Below are 21092 nucleotides of genomic sequence, written 5' to 3'. Positions count from 1 at the left end.
CGCATGAGGACGAAACCGCTGGTGTTCGCCATGTTTTGCGCGGCCAGCGTGTTGTTCCTCGGACTGTCCCAACAGCCGGCTGCAGCGGACTCGCCGGGCGACACCGCGGCGCAAACGCTCGCCGACCGCTACTCCCCCGTCGTCAGGCTGCAGGCGCTCGGCTCGAACTGCGACAGCGGCGAGCAGTTCCAGCCCACCGACGTCAACGCCGTACTGGGTGATCAGCAGGTCGCCCTCCGTGGACCCTGGCGACCGCCCGACCTGGTCAAGCTCCAGCCGGAAGGCACGGACCTCGGTCGTGGTTATCCCGGCCATTTCCTCGACTTCCCCGGCGACCCACTCCGTCCGGGCTGCGACTATGCGGAGTGGTCCGCGCGGATCAACAGCACGCATCCAGCCACCGTGTACGCCCACGTGGTCGCGGATCCGGGGTACCCCGGCCAGCTCTCCTTGGAATATTGGTTCTTCTACATCTTCAACGACTACAACAACACGCACGAAGGCGACTGGGAGTCGGTCCAGCTCGTCTTCGACGCGGCGACGCCGGAGGCCGCGTTGGCCACGAACCCGACGGCCATCGGCTACAGCCAGCACGGCGGTGCCGAGCGGGCGCGGTGGGGCGACTCCAAGCTCGAGATCCTCGACGGCACGCATCCGGTCGTCTATCCCGCGGCCGGTTCGCACGCCAACAAGTACGGGCAGCGGTTGTACCTCGGCCGTGGCTCGGAAGGTCTCGGCTGTGACGACACGACCCGGCCGGCGACCGAGCTCAGACCCTACGTCGCGTACGTGCCGATGGCGCGGGCCGACTACCTGAAGCAGTACCCCTGGCTGGCTTTCGAAGGCCGGTGGGGCGAACGGCAGCGGTCGTTCTTTGACGGCCCGACAGGCCCCAACGAGAAGACGTCCTGGCTGCATCCCATCCAGGATGCCGAGTCGTCCTGGCGGGACGACAGCACGACCGTGCCGGCCGGCAGACTGCTCGGACCCAGCAGCACAGGCGCCTTCTGTACGGCGGTAGGCACCGGATCGAACCTGCTCCGCGAGACCCTCGACCGGACCTGGTTGCTCGGGCTCATCCTCGCCGCACTCGTCGTGCTGATCTGGTTCGCGGCCAGCCGGACCCGCTGGAGTGATTCCACGCCACTACCGGCCCGGAGGCACCGTGCGTGGGGGCAGACGGTGGTGGCCGCGCTGCGGTTGCTCCGACATCGACCGGTCATGTTCGGCGGGTTCGCCGCCGCCTTCGTCGTGCTCGGCCTCGCGACCCTCGGCCTGGCCGAACTGCAGGCGGCCCGGCACGATTCGCCGACCGATCTGGGCGCGCCGACCGAGAACGCGACCGGCTTCTGGGCCTCGGTGCTCGCCCTCGCGATCACAGTCCTCACGGCCGCGACGTACGTCGCACTGCTGGCCGTCGTCACGTCGACCCTCGACCGGCTGGACCGCAATGTCCCGGTGACCGCCGCGTTCACCTGGGCCGATCTGCGAGCGCGCGCCCGGCCGCTGGCCGCGGTGGCCGTGCGGTACTTCGTCGTCATCGCCGTACTGACGATCATCGTGGCGACGATCCCGGTGGCCATCTACTACGCGGCCAGTCGCGCCTTCGCCATCCCGGCCGTGATGGCGGAGCAGGTCTCCTCGAGTACGGCGTTGCGCCGGAGCCGACTGCTGGTGAAGGGGCGATGGTGGCGAACCGCCGCGCCGCTCGCGATCATCGTCGGGCTCGGCCTGGCCATCGGGCCGATCGCCGGGATCGTCCTGCTGCTCGCCACGGATCTGCAGCCCACGCTGATCAACGTGGTGTCCTCACTGCTCTTCGCCGTCGCGATGCCCCTCGTCGCGGCCGCGGTCGTCTACCTGTACTTCGACCGGGCCGAAACCGAATCTGTGCCACCGAGGTCGCCCGGATCGGGTGACCTGGCCGGACCGGACCGTACCTATTCTCAGTCTGGGAGGTCGTGATGTCCGTCGCCCGAAGCCGTCTCCTGATCGTCGCGATCGCGGAGGCTGTGATCGTCGCCGCGCTCGTGATCGCGCTGGTCGTCGTCAGCATCCGGCGCAGCGGCGGGACGGCCAACGCCTCGTCGGCCACCGGCCAGGCAGACCCCGGTACGGCGATGTGCGCCGCGATCCCGCTCGCGAACCAGGTCCTGCCCTCGATCGTCACGATCTCGGCGAGCCGAGGCGTCCAGGGTGGCACCGGCTCCGGCCAGGTCTTCCGCGACGGCGGCTACATCCTCACCAACGACCATGTCATCTCACCGGCCGCCGGCGGCGCGGGCGGCTCTGTGTCCGTCCAGTACAGCGACGGTCACAACTCCGACGCGACCATCGTCGGCCGTGACCCCAGCACCGATCTGGCCGTCCTGAAGGCCGCCGACGAGGCGAAGGGCTATCCCGTCATCGGCCTCGGCTCGTCCGCCGATCTGCAGGTCGGCCAGCCTGTCGTCGCGCTCGGTGCTCCGCTCGGCCTCGCGAGCACAGTCACGTCCGGCATCATCAGCGCGCTCGACCGGTACGTACCGGTGCCGGGCGACAACGTGACTCACCACCTGATCGGCGCCATCCAGACCGATGCGGCCATCAACCCGGGCAACAGCGGCGGCGCACTGGTCAACTGCGCCGGGAAGCTGGTCGGCGTCAATGCCGCGATCGCCACCGTCCCGAACGCCTCCGGAGTCAGCGGCGGCGGCAGCGTCGGTCTCGGCTTCGCGATCCCGGTCGACCTGGCGAAACCGATCGCCGACCAACTCATCAAGACCGGAAAGCCCGGACACCCGACGACCGGCCTGCAGGTTCAGGAGATCCCGCCCGCGGTCGCGCAGGCGTCGGGCGCTCCGGCCGGACTCTTCGTCCTCGCCTCGACCGGGCCGGCCGTGACGGCGGGCCTGAAGCCGGGCGACGTCATCACCAAGGTCGACGGTCAACCGGCGGTCAGCAGTGAGCAGATCGTGGTCGCGACTCTGACTCGCCAGGCCGGAGACGACCTCAAGCTGACGTACGTACGAGCAGGCACTTCAACCGACACGACCCTCACGCTCGCCGCCCCTTAGTGCCGGTGGGACGGGCTGCGAGGCGAGCAGGTCGAGGCCGAGTTGCCGAGCCAGGAATTGCGCGACCAGCTGCCCCTGGACGCTGTTGCCGGCCTGATCGAGCCGCGGCCCGAAGGTTCCCAGCGCGCCCTTGCCGGGCGAGACCGTCACGATGCCGCCGCCGATCCCGCTCTTTCCCGGCACTCCGACATCGAGCAGCCAGTCGCCGGAGGTCTCGTACAGGCCCGCGATCGCCATCACCACGAGCGTCACCCGCGCGACATCCTCGTCGACCACTCGTTGCTGGGTCACCGGGCACACGCCACCGTCCGCGAGCGTCGCACCCATCACCGCCAGATCTGTCGCCGCGACGCTCAAGCAGCTTTGCCTGGTGTACAACTCGACCGCCTCGGCCGGATCGCCGGCCAGCCCGCCGACGCTCTTCAGCAGAGCCGCCAGCGCCCGGTTGCGATGGTTCGTAGCCAGCGCCGACTCCAGCACGTCCGAGTCCAGCTCGAGCTGACGACCGGCGAAGCGGGACAGACCGTCGACGATGAACTGCCAGCGGTTCTCCAATGACTCGCCCGGCGTCAGGCTGGTCGTCGCGATCGCACCGGGGTTCACCATCGGGTTGGTCCGGCCCGCGGCCGACTGCTCGACTGCTTGGACCGAGTTGAAGGGCAAGCCGGTCGCATTCACCCCGACCAGCGCGCGGATCGCCTCGACGCCGACCGCCTGGCAGATCAGCGCGAACACGAACGGCTTCGCCACGCTCATGATCGTGAACGGACGCCGTGAGTCGCCGGCCTCGAAGAGCCGGCCGTCGGTCGCCACCACGCAGACCCCGAACGAGTCCGGATCAACCTGGGCCAACGCCGGATACACGTCCGACACCACACCGTCGCCGACGTCCCGAAAACGTTCGTACGCCGCCTGCACAAGCTCGGCCACCGTCGCCAGATCGGGCAGGCCGCCGGTCGAAACGTACCTGCCGGCCGTCATGTCAGAAGCGCCAGACGAGCGGGACGATGATGATTGCCATCAGCAACCACCACGCCATCACGACCAGGCCGAGCTTCCAGTAGTCGCCGAACCGGTAGCCCGCCGGACTCATGATCATCATATTGGCCGGCGTGGAGATCGGCGTCAGCAGCGAGGCCGCACCGGCAACGGCGATCAACATCAACACCGGCTTCACCGACGTACCGGTCCCCTCGGCCGCCGCCACCGCGATCGGCGCGACGATCAGCACAGTCGCGGTGTTGCTGACCATCTGACCGAGCGCCGCCGTCAGCAAGAAGAGGGCCAACAGCAACAAATACGGCCGGCCCGGCCCGACCGCGTCGACAATGAGATCGGCGATCCGGTCCGCGCCGCCACTGGACTGAATCGCACCCGACAACGGAATCAGAGCACCGATCAGTACGACGATCTGCCACGAGATGGCGCGATAAGCCTGGTATGGACTGACCACCTTCGTCAGCACCATCGCCGTCGCCGCCAGCACGCCCGCCATCGCGGGCGGTACGGCGCCGGTCGCGAGCAGCACCACCATCGCCGCCAGAATCCCGACCGCGATCGATGCCTTCGGCCCCCACGGCACGGCCTGCCGCCGGACGAGTTCCGGCGAGTCGACCAGCAGGATGTCCCGGTCCCGGTTGAGCTCCTCGAGCGTCTCCCACGGACCGTGCACCAGGATCGCGTCGCCCTCGGCCAGCTGCGTGTGCCGGTTGCCGCGGTCCTTGCCCATCCGCTGTACGGCGATGATGACCAGATCACGTCCGCGATGCATCCCCGGGAACACGGTCTCGCCGACCAGCCCCGACCGCGGCGGGATGACGGCCTCGACCACGCCGGACTCGCGCGTCAGCAGGCCGTCGACCGGCGTCGGCGCCATGCTGACGGAGAGGAACGTGTCGGCCGTCAGCCTGCTGACCTGCTCCGACGGCCCGATCACCACGAGCACGTCGCCGACGTCGATGGCCGCGTCCATCCGGTTCCGGCCCTGCCCGTCCTGTGCGCCGACGATCGCGACCCCAGGGTACGGCGTCAGATCCACGTCGCCGACGACGAGTCCGAGCAAGGGCGAGAGCTCCCGCACTCTCAGTCGGTAGAACCCGTCCTGCAGGTCGTAGTGAACGTCGAGCGTCCGGGCGTGCACGGCAAGGTCGACGGCCGGATGCGCGGGCCGGGTGGCCGGCAGCAGCTTGGGGCCGAGGAGCACCGAGATCGCGATGGTGCCGATGACGAGCGGTACTCCGACGATCGCGAAGGAGAAGAACGGGAAGGGGCCCGCGCCGGCATCGCTCGCCGCCTCCGACACGATGATGTTGACCGGTGTCCCGGTCAGCATCAGCAACGAACCGGCGCTGCCCGCGAACGTGAGCGGCATCAGCATCCGCGACGGCGGCTGCCCGATCCGGATCGCGAGCATGACCACCAATGGGAGCAGGGCCGCGACCGCTCCGTTCAACGTGATCAGGGCGGACAGCACGGCACACAACGCGGTGACCGCGATCAACAGCCGGGTCCGGGTGGTTCCGGCGTACCGGACGATCGTCTGGCCGGCCCACGCGGTCACGCCGGTCGAGTCGACTCCCTCACTCACCACGAAGAGCGTGGCGATGAAGATCACCACCGGATCGCCGAAGCCCGCGAGTACGTCGGTGAAGCCGAGCACACCCGTTGCCCACAAGGCGATGGCGACCAGCACCGCGACGACATCCACGGGCAGCCTGTTCCACACGAACAGTACGACGGCCACTCCGAGGATGATCAGGCTGATCGTGCCGTCATCCATGGCGGGCCTACCCGAGGTGCACCGGTGCGCCCGGGCCCCACGGAATCCCGATCAGGTACCACACGATGTAGAACAGCGTCCACGACACCAGCACGATCCCGGTGTACGGCAGCATCATCGACACCACGGTGCCCATCCCCGCCTTCTTCCGGTACCGCTGGCAGACCAGCACGATGAACGGCAGGTACACCATCAGCGGCGTGATCACGTTCGCCGGACCGTCGCCGACCCGGTACGCCGCGACGACGGTCTGCGGCGCGATCCCCAGCCGGTAGAACAGCGGGATGAAGATCGGCGCCAGGATGGCCCATTTCGGGATCACCCCGGGCATGATCAGGTCGATGATGAAGACCAGCAGGATGAAGCCGATCAGCAGCGGCAGCGGACCGATGTCGGCGCGCTCGAGCAGGTCGGCCAGACCGGTCGCGGCCAGGGTCGAGATGTTCGTGTAGTTGAAGTAGGCAATGAACTGGGCGATCAGCAGCATCAGGAAGATCAGTCCGCCGAGGCCGTTGAACGTCTTCACGATCGCGTTGATCACGTTCGTGCTCCCGGTCAGCGACTTCGCGCCCTGGCCGTAACCCAGACCGGCGGCCAGGAACAGCATCGAGATGATGAAGAGCAGGCTGCTCATGAACGGCGAGTTCCCGAAGATCTCACCGGTGTCCGGGTTGCGCAGCGGGGCCTTGGGGATGAAGGTCAGCGCGGACACGATCACGACCGCGACCAGCAGGTAGTAGACCGAGAACCGCAGCCCGCGGGACTCCAGTGCCATTTCCTCCTCGCTGGGCTTGTGGTCGACCGGCGCGTCGGACGGCGCCTCGGCCGGGTCGTACTTGCCGAGCCGGGGCTCGAGGATGCGCTCGGTGATCAGCGTCATCACCGCGGCGCAGAACAGCGTCGCGACGATGCTGAAGTAGAAGTTGTGCGTGACGTTCAGGTGTACGTCGGGTGCGACCAGCCCGATCGTCTCGTTGGTGACCTCGGTGATGATCCCGTCGGCCGGAGTGATCAGGATGTTCACGAAGAACGCCGCGCTGACCCCGGCGTACGCCGCCGCGATACCGGCCAGCGGATGTCGCCCGAGCGATGCGAACGCGGCTGCGCCGAGTGGTATCAGGACCAGATAGCCCGCATCTGACGCGACGCTCGAGATGCCGCCGAGCAGCACGATGATGAACGTGATCGCGGCTTTCGGCGCGACTTTCACCATCTTCCGGATCAGTGCGGCGATCAGCCCGGCCTCCTCGGCGACGCCGACCCCGATCATCGCGACCAGGATCACCGCGACCACGCCGAAGTCGTTGAAGTTCTGCACCGCCGTGGTGAAGATGAACCGGATGCCATCACCGGTCAGCAGGCTCTCGGCCTTGATCGTCTCGTGCTTCACCTCGTACTGCGGGATTGCCTGCGCGGGCGGGGCGTCGTTGCCGGCGACGCTGGTGCCGCCCTCGTAGTCGGGCGCGACCTGGACCGTGGCCGGCTCCGCGACCTCGGTGGTCACGCTGGTCCCGGCCCAGGACAGGATCTGGGACAGCACGATGACGATGACGATCAGCGCCAGGAAGATGATCGCCGGGTGCGGGACTTTGTTGCCGACCCGCTCGATCCCGTCCAGGATGCGCTGCATCCCGCCTTTCTTGACCGGCTTGTCGCCGAGCGCCTCGGTGCTCATGATTCCTCCGGCCGGGCGAACTGCAGCGCGAATTCGATCAGGAGTTTGGTGCCGAAGCCGGTCGCACCCTTGTTCCGCCAGGTTCGCGGCGCCGGCAGTTGCGCCGTACCCGCGATGTCGACGTGGGCCCAGGGCAGGCCGGCGACGAACTCTTCGAGGAACAGTGCGGCCGTGATGGAGCCGGCATTGATCCCGCCCATGTTGGTCATGTCGGCGATCGTCGAGTCGAGCTGGGATCGGTACGACCGGTGCAGTGGCAGCTCCCACACGGGCTCGTCGACCGTGTCACCCGCGCGCCGCAACTGCTCCACGACGGCCGAGTTGTTGCCCATCACGCCGGCGATCTCTACACCGAACGTGCGCAGGCACGCGCCGGTCAGGGTCGCGATGTCGACGATCGCGTCGACGGGCTCCTCGGTCGCCAGCGCGAGTGCGTCGGCCATCACGAGACGCCCTTCGGCGTCGGTGTTGAGCACCTCGACCGTCGTACCGTTCCGCATGGTCAGGACGTCGCCGAGCTTCATCGCCGACCCGGACGGCATGTTGTCGGTGCACATCAGGTAGCCGGTCACAGCCGTCGTACATCCCAAGTCACGCAGGGCCGTCATCGATGCGAGCACGGTGGCAGCGCCCGTCATGTCGTTCTTCATCTGGGCGTGCGACTCGTCGCTCGGCTTCAGGCTGATGCCGCCGGAGTCGTACATGATCCCCTTGCCGATCAGGGCGATCCGGCCGGTCGGATCGGTCGGCTGGTAGCGCAGCCGGATCATCCGGGGCGGCTCCACGCTGCCCCGGTTCACCCCGAGGAGTCCGCCGCAGCCCATGGCGATCAGCTGGTCCTTGTCGAAGACCTCGACCTCCAGGCCGGACGCCGTACCGACCTCTAGAGCCACCTCGGCCATTCGGACAGCAGAGAGCGTCGTCGCCGGGCAGTTGGCCAGGTCGCGGCCCAGGTTGTAGGCCGCGGCGACGATCTGGCCGCGTTCGACACCGGCCTCGGCCGCCGGGGTGTCCTCGTCGGAGGCCACGATCAGCAGCGAGTCCAGCGTGGGCTGATCGGCGTCACGACCGACGAAGTACCGCCAGCGCGCCAGCAAGACGCCCTCGGTCACGGCCTGGGCGAAGTCGGCCACCGAGACGTCCCCGGCAGCCACTTCGATCGCGAGCTTCCGGTGCCAGGGAACGGCGCGGGCGAACTCCGCGGCCAGGTCACGGACGACGGTCGCGTCGATCTCGCCGCGGCCGCCGATCCCGACCGCGACCCGGACCGGGCCGTCGGCGCGCGGAAGGACCAGCGTCTCGCCGCGCCGGCCCGTGAAGCCGGCCGAGGCCAGCCCGGCCAGATCGGTACCCAGTTCCTCCGGTGGTTCGGCATCGGCGCCGACCGGTACGGCGAGGGCATCCGCCTCGTCGGCCGCCTGCTTGAGTGAAGCAACACCGACCCGAACCCGGTTCCGGGTCGAAGGAATCGGATCGAAGTCACGCGGGATCGTGTTCACGAAACCTCCTCCGACGTACGGGGATCAGCTCTGGAGGGCCTGGACGAGCTCGTCCTCGCGCTCCTTCGACAGGTTGGTCTGGATGATCGTCGGGCTGAACGGCTTGAGTGCGTCGACCACTCGATCGACGGTTGCCGACCGGGCCAGCAGGAACACCGCGGCGTGGCCCTCCTGCAACTCCTGGCCGACCTGCTTGATCATGTCGTCGTTGATGCCGATGTCGGTGAGCTTGCCGGAGAGCGCACCGGAGGCCGCGCCGACGGCGAAGCCGGCGAGCGGGTTCAGGAAGATGAGTCCGATCAGCGTGCCCCAGAGCGCGCCACTCGCGGCGCCGGCGCCGGTGAGGTTGATGGTCTGCTGGATGCGAACCTTGCCTTTGTCGTCCTTGTAGGCGTACGCCGCGTCTTCGCGCTGCAGGAGTTGCTGCTTCGCCAGGTCCTCGGTCAGCTGGATGACACGCTCGGCGTCGTCGCGGCTGTCCAGACCTAGCACCACCAGGTGGGTCATGAAGAACTCCTCGATGGGCAGGCGCGTCAGTGTTTCCGCGCTGGACGGCCTCATCCCATCAACCCGGCCCACGACCGGCCTCCACCGATTAGGGTGAACCCCCATCGTCGTGCCTCGCGAGAAACGCTGACAGCGGTCCCGGCAGCTCCGCCGGCCGTTCGCCCCAGTCGTAGACCACCGCGGTCCCCGCGATCAGATCGTGCAGCGCCCGATGCTCGCGATGGAACACGATCGGCACGAAACCCAGCCCGGCCGGTACGACGCTGAACGGAAACGCAACCACCCACCGCAGGGCGTTTCCGGCCCGGATCGGGCCGCCGTCGGACCGCACAACCCGAAGACCGACGATGCCCTGGCCGGGCGTACGACCGGCGATCGCGAGGAATCCGAACACGTAGCAGAACGCGAGCACCACGACGGCGATCGTTGCCGGCAGCGCGCGTCGTACCGAGACACCCCAGAAGGAGGTGGTCAGCAGGTTGACGCCGGCCAGGCCGATCGTGAAGGTCGTTGCGATGAGCAAGAGATCGAGCGCGGTGGCGGTAGCTCGGCTCACCGCGCCGGCGTAGTGACCGGTGACGGTCAGCCGCCCGCTCACTCCGAATCCTCGAGCAGCCGCGGTGCGATCGGCAACGAGTCCGGATCTCTGCGCAGCAGCCGCGTGACACCCCGATTGAGTACGGCGTCCAGTCCGGCGAGCTGCCGTCGGACCAGGTCGATGACCGAGCCCGCGAGCCGGGCCTGGCTCTCGACGACCACCTCGGGCAGGCCGGACCGACGTACCAGGGTTTCGACGTCGAGCCGCTCGACCAGGCGGTCCAGGTCGACGCGCTCGAGCAGCCGTTCGACATCGACGCGGTCCATCAGGTCTTCGACGTCGATGCGGGCCACCAGGCGCTCGACGTCGATGCGGTCGAGCAGGCGGTTGAGGTCGATCCGGTCGAGCAGCGCGTCGAGGTCGATATGGGACAGGATGACGTCCGGCTGAACGGATTCGACCACCCGGCCCGTGACCTTGCCGGCCAGTCGTCCCAGGACTGCCATTGATCCTCCTCACCCGCTCCAGGTGATCTCGGCCAACAAACAAGCACCTACAGCAGGCCGACCGTGCGCGCGGTTCGCAACGCCGCAGACCGCTTGTCCACCCCGAGCTTGCGGTACAGCGAGATCAGGTGCGTCTTGACCGTGTTCTCGGTGATGAACAGTGCCTGCGCGACCTCGGCGTACGAGCTGCCGAGCGCAAGCTGGTCGAGCACCTCGGCCTCGCGGGCCGTCAGCTTGATCCGGGCACCGTTGATCACCGCCTCGAGCCGGCGCGGCGGCGGGGTGTGAGCGTCGGGCCGAGTCCGGGCCAGCGGAGTCATCCCGCCGGCCTCGCTCCAGGCCGGCTGGTAACTGGACAGCTTCTCGAGCGCGGCGGCCGCGAACGGATGCGGGTTCGGACCGGTGAGGTGCTTGCGCAACCGGTCCAGGAACGCCGGCTCACCGCCGGCAGTGGCGAGAACGTGCAGCATGCGCTGCGGCGTGATCCGATTAAGGGTGTCGACCAGCGCGGCCTCGGCGGCCAGCTCGTCACCCGCCCGGACCAGCAGGACGGTCCGGAACGACGCGGCCGCCGAGGCGAGCGGTGGGTAGATGTCCGGCCGGTCGAGCCCGGCCTCGATCAGCTTCAGCGCGGCCTGGGCGTCCTCCATCGAAGTCATCGCCCGGACCAGCTCGGCCTCGGTCGTGTTGCCGGTGCGCTCGAGCACGCTCACCTGGGTGTCGACCGTGGCTTTGTCGCCGAGCAGGGTCGCCAGCCAGCACCGCAGCAGCGCCAGATCGCGGGACAGGTACGACGGCAGCGGGCCGGCCGCGACCGGGTCGGTGGTGAGCTCGGTGAGAGCGTCCCCGAGCCGACCTTGCTCGACCAGGAGCATGGTCCGCAACATCGTCCGCAGTCCCGCGACCACTGTGTCGGATCCGGCCACGTCGGCCACCGCCACCTGCTCGTAGTACTTCGAGGCTGAGTCGAGATCGAGCCCGCTCACCGCCGCAAATCCCAGTACGACCTGAGCGCGAGCGCAGTACTCCTGCGGAAGTCCTTGCTCGCCCGCCGCGTCAAGGGCGGCCTGCGCCGACCAGGCCGCGTTCTGGCCTTGACCCCGTACGTGCTGCACGACCGCCCGGTGAGCGAGACCCGCTGCGATGAGTTGGTGATGGCCCGCCATCCGGGCGGTCACCAACGCCTCGTCCAGATGGCTGAGCGCCGCGTCCAGCTCGTCGGCCCAGGTCTCGGCGGCCGCCAGCTCGATCAGCAACCAGGCCAGCCGCTCGGGACCGAGCACAGCGTGCGGAGTGTCGCCTGCTGCCGGGACCGGGCTCAGCAGCGACCGGGCCCGTTCTATCGCGGCGTGCACGTCCTGCCATCCGTACCGCGACTCCCACAGCCGCAGCAGTACGGCGTCCGCCGCCAACGCGTCGTCCTCCGGCCGGGCTGGACGGGCCTCCGCCGTACTCTCGGCCGTCCTCTCGTCGGCCGACGCCGCATCCAGCACCGCGCCGGCAACGTCGCCAGTGACCCGCCGCAGCAACCCGCGGACACCGAACAGGTGTGGATGCTGCTCGACGTAGCCGGCCGGGAGTACGTCGAAGGCTGCCTCGACCAGCGCGGCCTCTCCCGCAGTGAGCAGGGCAGGCCCGTGGCCGAGCAGGATCCGCGCCACCAGCTCCGCGTCGTCGGCAAGCAGCGCGCTCCGCAACGCGGCCTCGCTGTCCCCGCGACTCTCGTAGTACAAGGCGGAACGATGCTGCGCGGTGACGACCAACTGGCGGTCGTCGACGCTGATCGCGATCCGCCGCCGGAGCAGCTCGACCAGCAGCGGGTGGTACCGGTAGAGCGGAGTGCTCGACGGCGAATCGGCGTACGCCGTAACGAGGAGACCGCTGCCGGCGAGGTCCTCGAGCATCGAGCCGGCCTCGCCGTCGCCGCTCATCACGGCGGCCAGCTGCGGCGTCAGCGAGGTGACGCCGAAGGTGCTCAGCAGCATTGCCTGGACCCGCGGATCGAGGGTGTTCAGCGTCTCGCCGAACAGTAGGTCGAGCACCGGACGCTGGCTGGCCAGCGGCCAGACGACGTCACCGGACGACTGCAGCGTTCGGGCGGCGAGCACCAGCGCGGCGGCCCAGCCGGCCGTCTTCTCCTGCACCCTGGCGATGGCGTCCGGGGTCGCGTCCTCGGCGTGCGCCTGCACGAGCAGCGTGGCTTCGGCGTCGTTGAACCGCAGATCCCGCGAGCGCAGGGTCAGCGCCATCCCTCTGATCTCGAGTTCGGAGATCGGCAACGGCAGGTCGTACCGGGTGGCGAGCAGCAGCCGGACCGCGTGCGGCGACTGCTGCAGGACCCGTGCCATCTCGGTGACGGTCGATGCCGGAAGCAAATGAGCGTCGTCGATGACGATCGGGTCCAGCATCAGCGCGCTCTCGAGCTCGGCCGCCCGCTCGAGGAATCCGTGCAGCGAACCCGGAGTCTGCCCGGGCACCCAGACGACCTTCTGCCCCAGCAGCCGCCGGCGCGTCACCCAGTCCGACAGCAGCACGGTCTTCCCGGTGCCGGCCGGTGCGACCACCAGGGTCAGCGGCGCGCGCACGCCAAGGTCTAGCGCGGAGTGCAACCGCTCGCGGGTCACCAGCGTGAGCGGCGGCCGCGGAGTCTTGCTTTCCGCCGACTGCCGGAACGCTTCGCGCTCTCGATCGAGCCCTGGGCCCGTCACGCGCGTCACACCCCTCCCCTGGGTGGGCGTGCCCTAGTGGTTGCTAGTAGCTACCTTCCTCCTACGTGCCTCGGAAATCGAGACTAACCGGTTCGGCGTGTTTGCGGCAGGGTTTGACACTCGGACTTGTTACTCGGATTTGTTACTGCGGCGGTGGATCCGGGGCACCTTGGCCCCGATCCAGACGGCGACCACGACGAGCAGGCCGATACCGACGAGCCAGCCCCACAGGCCCTCGGAGACCGGTCCGAGCCGCCCGAGTCCGAACCCGCCCGGGTCGTCCTGGTTCTGCAGGGCAACGATGTAAGCGATGATCGCGCGCTTGTCGTCGGGGAGCAGGACGTGGTCGGAGAAGACCGGCATCTCCTGCGGGCCGGTGAGCATCGCCTGGTACATGTTCCGCGGCGTCGTACTCATCAGGGACGGCGCGTAGCGACCGTTCGGGAGCGCGCCGCCGCGGCCGGCGAAGTTGTGGCAGGCCGTGCAATTGGTCCGGAACAATTCACCGCCACGGGCGATCTCGGGCTGCGTCACCTTGCTGACGTCGTACGACTCGGACGCCGGGATCGCGGGTCCGGGAGCCAGCGACGCGATGTACGCCGCCAGCGCCGCGGTCTCCTCCGCGGTGTAGACCGGGGTCTTCGCCGGCACCTGGGCATTGGTCTGGGTGGCCGGCATCCGTCCGGTGCTGACCTGGAAATCGACCGCGGCCGCGCCGACGCCGATCAGCGAAGGCCCGGCGATCCGGCCCGCGCCGTTGGTGCCGCCCTGGGCGTGCAGGCCGTGGCAGCTCGAGCAGCCGACCGCGAACAGCCGCCGGCCGGCCTCGATCTGATCCGACTGCGGCCCGTCCGCGCCCGACGCGCCGCCGGGCATCAGGACGCCGTACCCGAGGCCGACCGTGACCAGCGCCGCGCCGATCACCAGTGTCTTCGCGAGTCTCCCTCGGCGCACCGCACCAGCAGACCCAACTGAGCGCATGATGTGATCCCCCGAATCGGGTGAGGTTTTGGGTCAGCGAGCGTCGCGCTTCGCTTGCCGGCGGGCGCCCATGGCCCGCGTCGACGCATCCTTCTTCACTCCGCCGGTGGTCTTCTTCGTCGCCCGCGGCCTGGTGATCGTCCCGCTCTTCGGCTGGTCGGCCGCAGGTGCCGCCGGCGCGGCGGACTTCGCTGCCCGCGCCGCTTCGATCCGCTCGGTGCGCAGCTCCATCGACGCGCGGTTGGCCGCCACCGCAACCTCGCGACTGACCTTTGCCAGCACCGACTCGAACAGCTCTGCCTTGTCGCGATCGCGCTGGTTGCGGGGATAGGACATGCCCCGGCCGCCCACGCCCGGCACCGCCGCGCTCGCCGCGCGCCGGTAGTTCTTCACGTACTTCGTCCGCGCGCGCCGAATCCGCTGGTGCAGATCCAGCAGCCCGTCTTCGTCCAGGCCTTTCAGCGCGTCCCGCTCGGTCTCCGCAACCAGCAGACGTTCGGTATCGGTCAACGAGTTCAGCAAACCTTGGTTCATCGCAGTCTCCTTGCCGCCATTCGCAGACTACGTCGTGGAACGGCCGACGGATACTGTCGTCGCATGAGCCGACTCGTGGTGGATGCGCCGATCGTCGCCGTGACCGTTTACCCGGATCGCGCGCGGGTGACCAGGCGCGGGCGCATCATCGTGCCGGCCGGCGATCAGACCGTGTACGTCGAGCCGCTGCCGCTCGCCCTGGAAGACGACTCGGTCCGGGTGGCCGGTCGCGGGCCGGCGACCGTGCTCGGGGTGGACGTGGCGATGCAGCACAATGCGCAGTCGCCGGAAGAGGCTGTGGCCGAGGTGGAGCGGGAACGCCTCGAGGTGCAGGAGCTCGTCGCGGAGCTGACCGATGCTGACGACGTACAGGAGCAGCTCGATACATTCCTGGCGCAGTTGGCTCGACGGGCCGGCAACAGCTTCGCGCGCACGCTGGCTTCCGGCGAGCCGGGCGCCGAGCTGACCGGATTCACCGAGTCGCTCACGGACCGGATGGCCGCCGTACGGGCGACTCGGAGAGGGCTCGCAGCGCAGCGGCGCGAGGCCGAGAAGCGTCTCGCCGCCGTGGATCGTCGGCTGGCCGAGATCTACCAGCAGGTCAAGCCCGACCGGCGTTCCGCGGCGATCGCGTTGGAGCTGGCCGCCGAGGCCGAGGTGGAGGTCGAGCTCTCGTACGTCGTTCCCGCCGCCGGCTGGAGCAGCTCGTACGACGTTCGCCTGACCGGCGACCGGCTCACGCTGAACTGGTACGGCCTGATCACCCAGCGAACCGGCGAGGACTGGCCGGAGTGCGACCTCACCTTGTCGACAGCCCGGCCGACCGTGAACGCGAAGGTCCCCGAGCTCGACCCGTGGTACCTCGACCGCTTCGCCCACCCAGTGCCGTTGGCGGCTGCCGCACCAGGCATGGAAGCCAGAGGCGCCGGCCGCCGGGACCGGCTCCTGTCGGCCGCCATCGAGGAGCAGTCCGCCTTCGGGCAGCAACAGGCGACCGTCGAGCAGGGCGTGACCGCTGCGAGCTACACCCCGCCGCGGCGGGTCGCCGTACCCGCGGACGGGGCGACGCACCGCGCGACGATCGCCGCGATCGACCTCGACGCCAAGCTGGACTACGTCACGGCGCCGGTCCGCTCGACCGACGTACACCTGCGGGCCACCGTCGTGAACTCGTCCGCGCACACGCTGCCCACCGGGAAGGCCTCCGTCTTCCACGACGCGGACTTCGTCGGCTCGGCCGCACTGCCGCTATGGGCACCTGGTGAGGACGTCGAGCTCGCACTCGGGCTGGACGACCGGATCCGCGTCGAGCGCAAGCTGGTACGCCGGGAGGCGAGCAAGGCGACTCTGGGATCAACGCGCCGGCGCCAGGTCGAGTATGAGACCAAGATCGAGAACCACACGCCTCGCGACGCCCGGATCACCGTTCTCGATCAGCTGCCGGTAGCGCGCGATCACGAGATCACCGTGAAGCCGCTCACCGCCGAACCGGAGCCCGCCGAGACCACCGACCTCGGCGTCATCACCTGGAAGCTCGACCTCGCCGCCGGCAAGGAGACGACGCTCAAACTCGCGTTCCGCGTCGACACCGGGAAGTCCGTCGACCTCACCGGCTGGCGTGAGTAGAACTCAGTCGTCCTCGAGTTCCTCGGCCGCGCCCTTCAGGTTCTCGAGGTCCGACTCGAGGTCCCTCGTCGCGGTCGGGTCGTAGTCCGGGTCGTCCTCGTCCTCGGCCGGCTCGCTCGACTCTGCCGCGTGCAGCTCGTGCGACGCGACGGCTGCCACTTCCTCCGGATCGCTCTCCATCCCCTCACCCTAAGCCCCGACCGTCCGGGCGGCCTCGAGCGCCAGCAGGAGTTCGGCCACCGAGCGAGGATCGTTCAGCGACCGGCCGGTGCGCTCTTCGATGCGGTGCAGGCGGTGGCGGACGGTGTTCGGATGGCAGTACAGGTACTCGCCGGTCTCCGTGGCCGAGCCGTTGTGCGTCGACCAGGCCGCCAACGTGTCGAGCAACACCTCGCGATCGTCGGGCGCGAGCTCGTCGAGTCCGCCGAGCACCTTGCGGACGAAGTACTGCATCACGTCCGGTGCCGCGACAGCCGCCATCGTCAGCGGAGACTCCTCGAACAACGTCACCGCCGAATCCTTCGTCGACCCCGCCAGCGCGACCCGGGCGAACCGAACGGCCTGGCCGGTCCCGTCCAGGTCGTCGTACGGCGGACTGACGCCGACGCACCCCGTCGCGGACCGACTCAGCAGATCAACAAGTACCGAGAGACGCCCGGCCGCCACAGCCACCACTCCGATCTGTAGCTCGGGCAGCAGTCGCCAGGCCGAGGGCAGACCGACGGACCGCAGCCGTTCCTCTGCTCCGGGCAGCGCCTGACGACCGACCTCGGGCACCGCGGCCGCGACGACCACGAACGGTCCCTTGTACGGCAGCCGGAGCAACTCGGCGGCCTCCCAGACCGTGCCGCCACCAGGCATCCGACCTTCGAGCAGCGCCTCGACCAGGGCCGAGCGCTGCTGATCCTGGTCGAGCAGCCGTCGCGACTGCACGTCGCGGTACGCACCGGTCATCGCGTCGGTGTACGACGACTGCATCTGCCACAACCGGCTCGACAGGATCACCAGGACCTGATCGGTGATCCCGGCCGACGCCGCCTCCTCGAGTACGGCGTCCCACAGGTACCGCGTCCCGACTCGGTACGCCGCCATCACGTCCGCCAGCGGCGCACCCTGCTCGGCCCGCAGACGACCGGTCTCGCGTGCCGACACCGGGTCGGAGCCGTCGCCCACCAGCGACTCGAGCATGAACTCGACGTTCGCCCCGCACGACGCCCGCAACGCCTCCCGCGGCACCAGTCCACCGGTCCGGTAGAACTCGATCTCGGTCTGGATCCGCGCCGTCATCGCGTCGGTCAACTCGCCGGACCGGGTCCGCAACCGGTCGATCAGCTCCTCGATCTTCCGGTCGGCGTCCGTGCTCATCTTTGGAGCATAGGCCCGACCCCGTTGTTCGCGGCGACATTCGCAGGCCCGTCACGTTGGCCGCCGCCCCATCGCTTCCGCCCGTCTCCGGCCCGATGGTTGAAGCACGAACCGAGCCACACCACCGGAGCCAGCGATGACAAACCTCAGCCTCAACCTTTCCGAGTCCGCCGCCATGTACCCGGACCACCCCGCCATCCGGCTGGACGACGATGTCCTCCGCTACAACGACCTCGACGACGCCGCCTCCCGCGTGGTGACCCTGCTCCGGGAGTACGGCGTACAGCCCGGCGACCGCGTCGGTCTGATGCTGCCGAACGTCCCCGAGTTCGCGATCGTCTTCTACGGCGTACTGCGGGCCGGCGGGATCGCCGTACCGATGAACCCGCTGCTCAAGCGGCGCGAGGTCGAGTACTACCTGGACGACTCCGGCGCACGCGTGTTGTTCGGCTGGCACGAGATCGCAGCCGAGGCCGAAGCCGGAGCCAAGGCCGCCGGGACCGACTTGGTGACGGTCGCGCCGCAAGAGTTCCGCGCACTCGTCGGCACCCGTGAACCGGCGACAGACCCGGCCAGCCGGGACGGCGAAGACACCGCGGTGATCCTGTACACGTCGGGAACCACCGGCCGGCCGAAGGGCGCCGAACTGACCCACGCCGGCCTGAACACCAACCAGGCCGTCAGCGCGCGGACGCTGTTCAAGATCGGACCGGACGACGTGGTGATGGGCTGCCTGCCGCTGTTCCATGTGTTCGGACTGACCTGCGGCCTGAACACCGCGATCGCCAACGGCGCGACGCTGACAATGATCCCCCGCTTCTCCCCCGCCAAGGCTCTCGAGGTGATCCAGCGCGACAAGGTCACAGTCTTCGAGGGCGTGCCGACGATGTACTCCGCGATGCTCGGCCTACCGGATCGGGACAAGTACGACGTCAGCACGCTGCGCACCTGTGTGTCCGGTGGGGCTGCCCTCCCGGTCGAGGTCCTGCGCGGGTTCGAGGAGGCATTCGGCGCCATCATCCTGGAGGGCTACGGACTGTCCGAGACCTCGCCGGTCGCGTCGTTCAACCACCCGGACGCGGTCCGCAAACCAGGCTCGATCGGCACGCCGATCGAAGGTGTGCGGATGCGGGTCGTCGACGAAGCGCACAACCCGGTGCAGGCTGGTGAGATCGGCGAGATCCAGATCGGCGGGCACAACGTGATGAAGTCCTACTGGAACAAGCCCGCGGACACCACCGCCGCCGTCGACGCGGAAGGCTGGCTGAGCACCGGTGACCTGGCCCGGCAGGACGAGGACGGCTACTTCTTCATCGTCGACCGGAAGAAGGACCTGCTGATCCGCGGCGGCTACAACGTCTACCCGCGCGAGGTGGAAGAGGTGCTGTACGAGCACCCGGCCGTCGCCGAGGCGGCCGTGGTCGGCATCCCGCATCCGTCGCTGGGCGAGGAGATCGGCGCCGCCATCGCGCTCAAGGACGGCGAGACGGCAACACCGGAGGAACTGCGCGAATTCGTGAAGAGCCGGATCGCCGCCTACAAGTACCCGCGGGCGGTGTGGATCGTCGACGGTCTGCCGAAGGGCCCGACCGGCAAGATCCAGCGCCGCGACGTCGTCGTACCCGAAGGAGTCCTGTCATGAGCACGCCCGCCGACGAACTCGCCGCCCCGCTCGACCTGCTGCTGACCAGCGCCGCAGCCGGACCGCTGCGCCGGTTCACGCCGAACGCGGCCTGGGCCCGGATGGCGACCGGACTGGCCGCCCGGCCGCGGACCGCCGCACACCGGGCCGCCGATCTGGCCGCAGAACTGGGCCGGATCGCGATCGGCCAGTCCGACCGTACGCCGTCCCGCCGCGACCGTCGGTTCACCGATCCGGCGTGGACCCAGAACCCGTTCCTGCGCCGGATCGTTCAGGCCTACCTGGCCGCGGCCGACACCGCGAGCGCCCTGCCCGGGGACGCAGAGCTGGACTGGCGGGACCGGCAGCGGATGACCTTCGTCGTCGACAACCTCGTCGAGGCGCTTGCCCCGAGCAACAACCCGGCGCTCAACCCGATGGCCTGGAAGGCTTTGATCGACACGGCCGGCCTCAGTTCGCTGGTCGGCGCCCGCAACCTGGTCCGTGATCTGGCGACCGCGCCACGGGTGCCGAGCATGATCGAGCCGACCGCGTTCGAGGTCGGCGAGACCGTCGCCGTTACCCCCGGATCGGTTGTCTTCCGCAACGAAGTCCTGGAGCTGATCCAATACACCCCGCAGACCGAGAAGGTCCGCACCATCCCGTTGCTGATCGTCCCGCCGGTGATCAACAAGTACTACGTCGTGGACCTCGCACCGGGTCGGAGCATGGTCGAGTACTACGTCGGACAGGGTCAGCAGGTGTTCACGATCTCGTGGCGGAACCCAGATGCCCGGCACCGCGACTGGGACCTCGACACCTACGGGCAGGCGATCCTGGACGCGATGGACGCCGTACAACGGATCTGCCGGACCGACAGCACCCATCTGTTCGCGACCTGTTCCGGCGGGATCCTGGCCTCCATGCTGATGGGACACCTGGCGGATCAGGGCCAGCTCGACCGGGTCGCCAGCTTCACGCTCGCAGTCGCGGTGCTCGACCAGAGCCGGGCCGGATTCGCGTCGGCCGTCATGGACGAGCGGATGGCCGCGGCCGCGATCGCGTCGTCGGCATCGAGAGGCTACTTGGACGGACGGGCGCTGGCCGAGGTGTTCGCCTGGCTGCGTCCGACCGATCTGATCTGGAGCTACTGGGTCAACAACTACTTGCAGGGCCGGACGCCGGCCGCGTTCGACGTACTGTTCTGGAACGCTGACACGACCCGGATGACCGCCGCGCTGCACCGCGGGTTCGTCGAGCTGGCGATGAGTAACGCGCTGACTCATCCCGGCGCGGCGACGATGCTCGGTTCGCCCGTTGACCTCGGGAAGGTCACCACACCGTCGTACGTGATCGCAGGGATCGCCGACCACATCTGCCCGTGGCAGTCGTGCTACCGCAGTACGCAGCTGCTCGGTGGCGAGACCCGGTTCGTGCTGTCCACGGCCGGTCATATCGCCTCGATGGTCAACCCGCCGACGAACCCGAAGGCGACGTTCCAGGTCAACGACGGCACGCCCGCCGATCCCGACGAGTGGTTGCGCACGGCAACCACCGAGCAGGGGTCGTGGTGGCCGGACTACATCGCCTGGCTCGGTCAGCGCAGCGGCCGGCTGAAGGCGGCGCCGAAGCGCCTCGGCGGTGGTGGACTGGAGCCACTCGACGAAGCCCCTGGCACCTACGTGCGGGAGTCCTGA

The 21092-nt window shown here is 69.0% G+C and carries 17 protein-coding genes; 5 read left to right on the top strand and 12 right to left on the bottom strand.

What is annotated here, in order from left to right:
• Positions 1-3 precede the first annotated feature (3 nt).
• Positions 4-1965: a hypothetical protein gene (locus EV650_RS03605; RefSeq protein ID WP_134115282.1), complete on the top strand. Its 1962-nt coding sequence runs from the start codon at positions 4-6 to the stop codon at positions 1963-1965.
• Positions 1965-3056 (top strand): S1C family serine protease, encoded by a 1092-nt coding sequence (locus tag EV650_RS03600; protein ID WP_202874359.1) that lies wholly within the window; start codon positions 1965-1967, stop codon positions 3054-3056. The genes EV650_RS03605 and EV650_RS03600 overlap by 1 nt, the downstream gene beginning before the upstream one ends.
• On the opposite strand, the gene glsA is transcribed toward EV650_RS03600, so the two are convergent.
• The 10 genes from glsA to EV650_RS03555 form a co-directional block, all read right to left on the bottom strand.
• Positions 3021-4037 carry a glutaminase A gene (gene glsA / locus EV650_RS03595; protein ID WP_134115280.1) on the bottom strand — a complete coding sequence of 339 codons (1017 nt, stop codon included), beginning with the start codon at positions 4035-4037 and terminating at the stop codon, positions 3021-3023. The two genes, EV650_RS03600 and glsA, sit on opposite strands and share 36 nt — an antisense overlap.
• Position 4038: 1 nt before the next feature.
• Positions 4039-5835 (bottom strand): SLC13 family permease, encoded by a 1797-nt coding sequence (locus EV650_RS03590; protein WP_134115278.1) that lies wholly within the window; start codon positions 5833-5835, stop codon positions 4039-4041.
• Between the two features lie 7 nt (positions 5836-5842).
• Complete coding sequence (locus EV650_RS03585) at positions 5843-7510, bottom strand: AbgT family transporter (RefSeq protein ID WP_134115276.1); 1668 nt, start codon at positions 7508-7510, stop codon at positions 5843-5845.
• Positions 7507-9009, bottom strand: coding sequence for a leucyl aminopeptidase family protein (locus tag EV650_RS03580; protein ID WP_202874357.1), 1503 nt, complete (start codon positions 9007-9009; stop codon positions 7507-7509). The genes EV650_RS03585 and EV650_RS03580 overlap by 4 nt, the downstream gene beginning before the upstream one ends.
• A gap of 24 nt (positions 9010-9033) precedes the next feature.
• Positions 9034-9516: a DUF1269 domain-containing protein gene (locus tag EV650_RS03575; protein WP_134115274.1), complete on the bottom strand. Its 483-nt coding sequence runs from the start codon at positions 9514-9516 to the stop codon at positions 9034-9036.
• Between the two features lie 88 nt (positions 9517-9604).
• Positions 9605-10114: an RDD family protein gene (locus EV650_RS40250; protein ID WP_166678007.1), complete on the bottom strand. Its 510-nt coding sequence runs from the start codon at positions 10112-10114 to the stop codon at positions 9605-9607.
• Positions 10111-10560 (bottom strand): hypothetical protein, encoded by a 450-nt coding sequence (locus EV650_RS40245; RefSeq protein WP_166678006.1) that lies wholly within the window; start codon positions 10558-10560, stop codon positions 10111-10113. Before EV650_RS40245 ends, EV650_RS40250 begins: the two co-directional genes overlap by 4 nt.
• A gap of 47 nt (positions 10561-10607) precedes the next feature.
• Positions 10608-13277: a winged helix-turn-helix domain-containing protein gene (locus EV650_RS03565; RefSeq protein ID WP_134115270.1), complete on the bottom strand. Its 2670-nt coding sequence runs from the start codon at positions 13275-13277 to the stop codon at positions 10608-10610.
• A gap of 120 nt (positions 13278-13397) precedes the next feature.
• The gene (gene qcrC / locus EV650_RS03560) at positions 13398-14249 is read right to left on the bottom strand and encodes a cytochrome bc1 complex diheme cytochrome c subunit (RefSeq protein ID WP_134115268.1); all 852 of its coding nucleotides are present in this window, start codon (positions 14247-14249) and stop codon (positions 13398-13400) included.
• Positions 14250-14282: 33 nt separating this feature from the next.
• Positions 14283-14783 (bottom strand): hypothetical protein, encoded by a 501-nt coding sequence (locus tag EV650_RS03555; protein WP_134115266.1) that lies wholly within the window; start codon positions 14781-14783, stop codon positions 14283-14285.
• Positions 14784-14846: 63 nt separating this feature from the next.
• Here EV650_RS03555 and EV650_RS03550 point away from each other — a divergent pair, with 63 nt between their 5' ends.
• On the top strand, positions 14847-16409 hold the full coding sequence (locus tag EV650_RS03550) for a DUF4139 domain-containing protein (RefSeq protein WP_134115264.1): 1563 nt from the start codon (positions 14847-14849) through the stop codon (positions 16407-16409).
• Positions 16410-16412: 3 nt separating this feature from the next.
• Here the strand turns inward: EV650_RS03550 and EV650_RS40240 are convergent, their stop codons facing one another.
• Both EV650_RS40240 and EV650_RS03545 read right to left on the bottom strand, forming a co-directional pair.
• Positions 16413-16589 carry a hypothetical protein gene (locus EV650_RS40240; protein ID WP_166678005.1) on the bottom strand — a complete coding sequence of 59 codons (177 nt, stop codon included), beginning with the start codon at positions 16587-16589 and terminating at the stop codon, positions 16413-16415.
• Between the two features lie 9 nt (positions 16590-16598).
• Positions 16599-17774 (bottom strand): PucR family transcriptional regulator, encoded by a 1176-nt coding sequence (locus EV650_RS03545; RefSeq protein ID WP_134115261.1) that lies wholly within the window; start codon positions 17772-17774, stop codon positions 16599-16601.
• A 136-nt stretch (positions 17775-17910) separates the two neighbouring features.
• On the opposite strand from EV650_RS03545, the gene EV650_RS03540 reads away from it, so the two are divergent.
• On the top strand, positions 17911-19416 hold the full coding sequence (locus EV650_RS03540) for a long-chain-fatty-acid--CoA ligase (RefSeq protein WP_134115259.1): 1506 nt from the start codon (positions 17911-17913) through the stop codon (positions 19414-19416).
• Entirely contained in the window at positions 19413-21092 is a 1680-nt protein-coding gene (locus tag EV650_RS03535) for a PHA/PHB synthase family protein (RefSeq protein ID WP_134115257.1), read from the top strand. The genes EV650_RS03540 and EV650_RS03535 overlap by 4 nt, the downstream gene beginning before the upstream one ends.

This window comes from Kribbella kalugense, from assembly GCF_004365875.1.
Taxonomy (GTDB): Bacteria; Actinomycetota; Actinomycetes; order Propionibacteriales; family Kribbellaceae; genus Kribbella; species Kribbella kalugense.
Note: the sequence above shows the minus strand (reverse complement) of the source record. Positions and strands in the feature narration are given on the sequence as shown.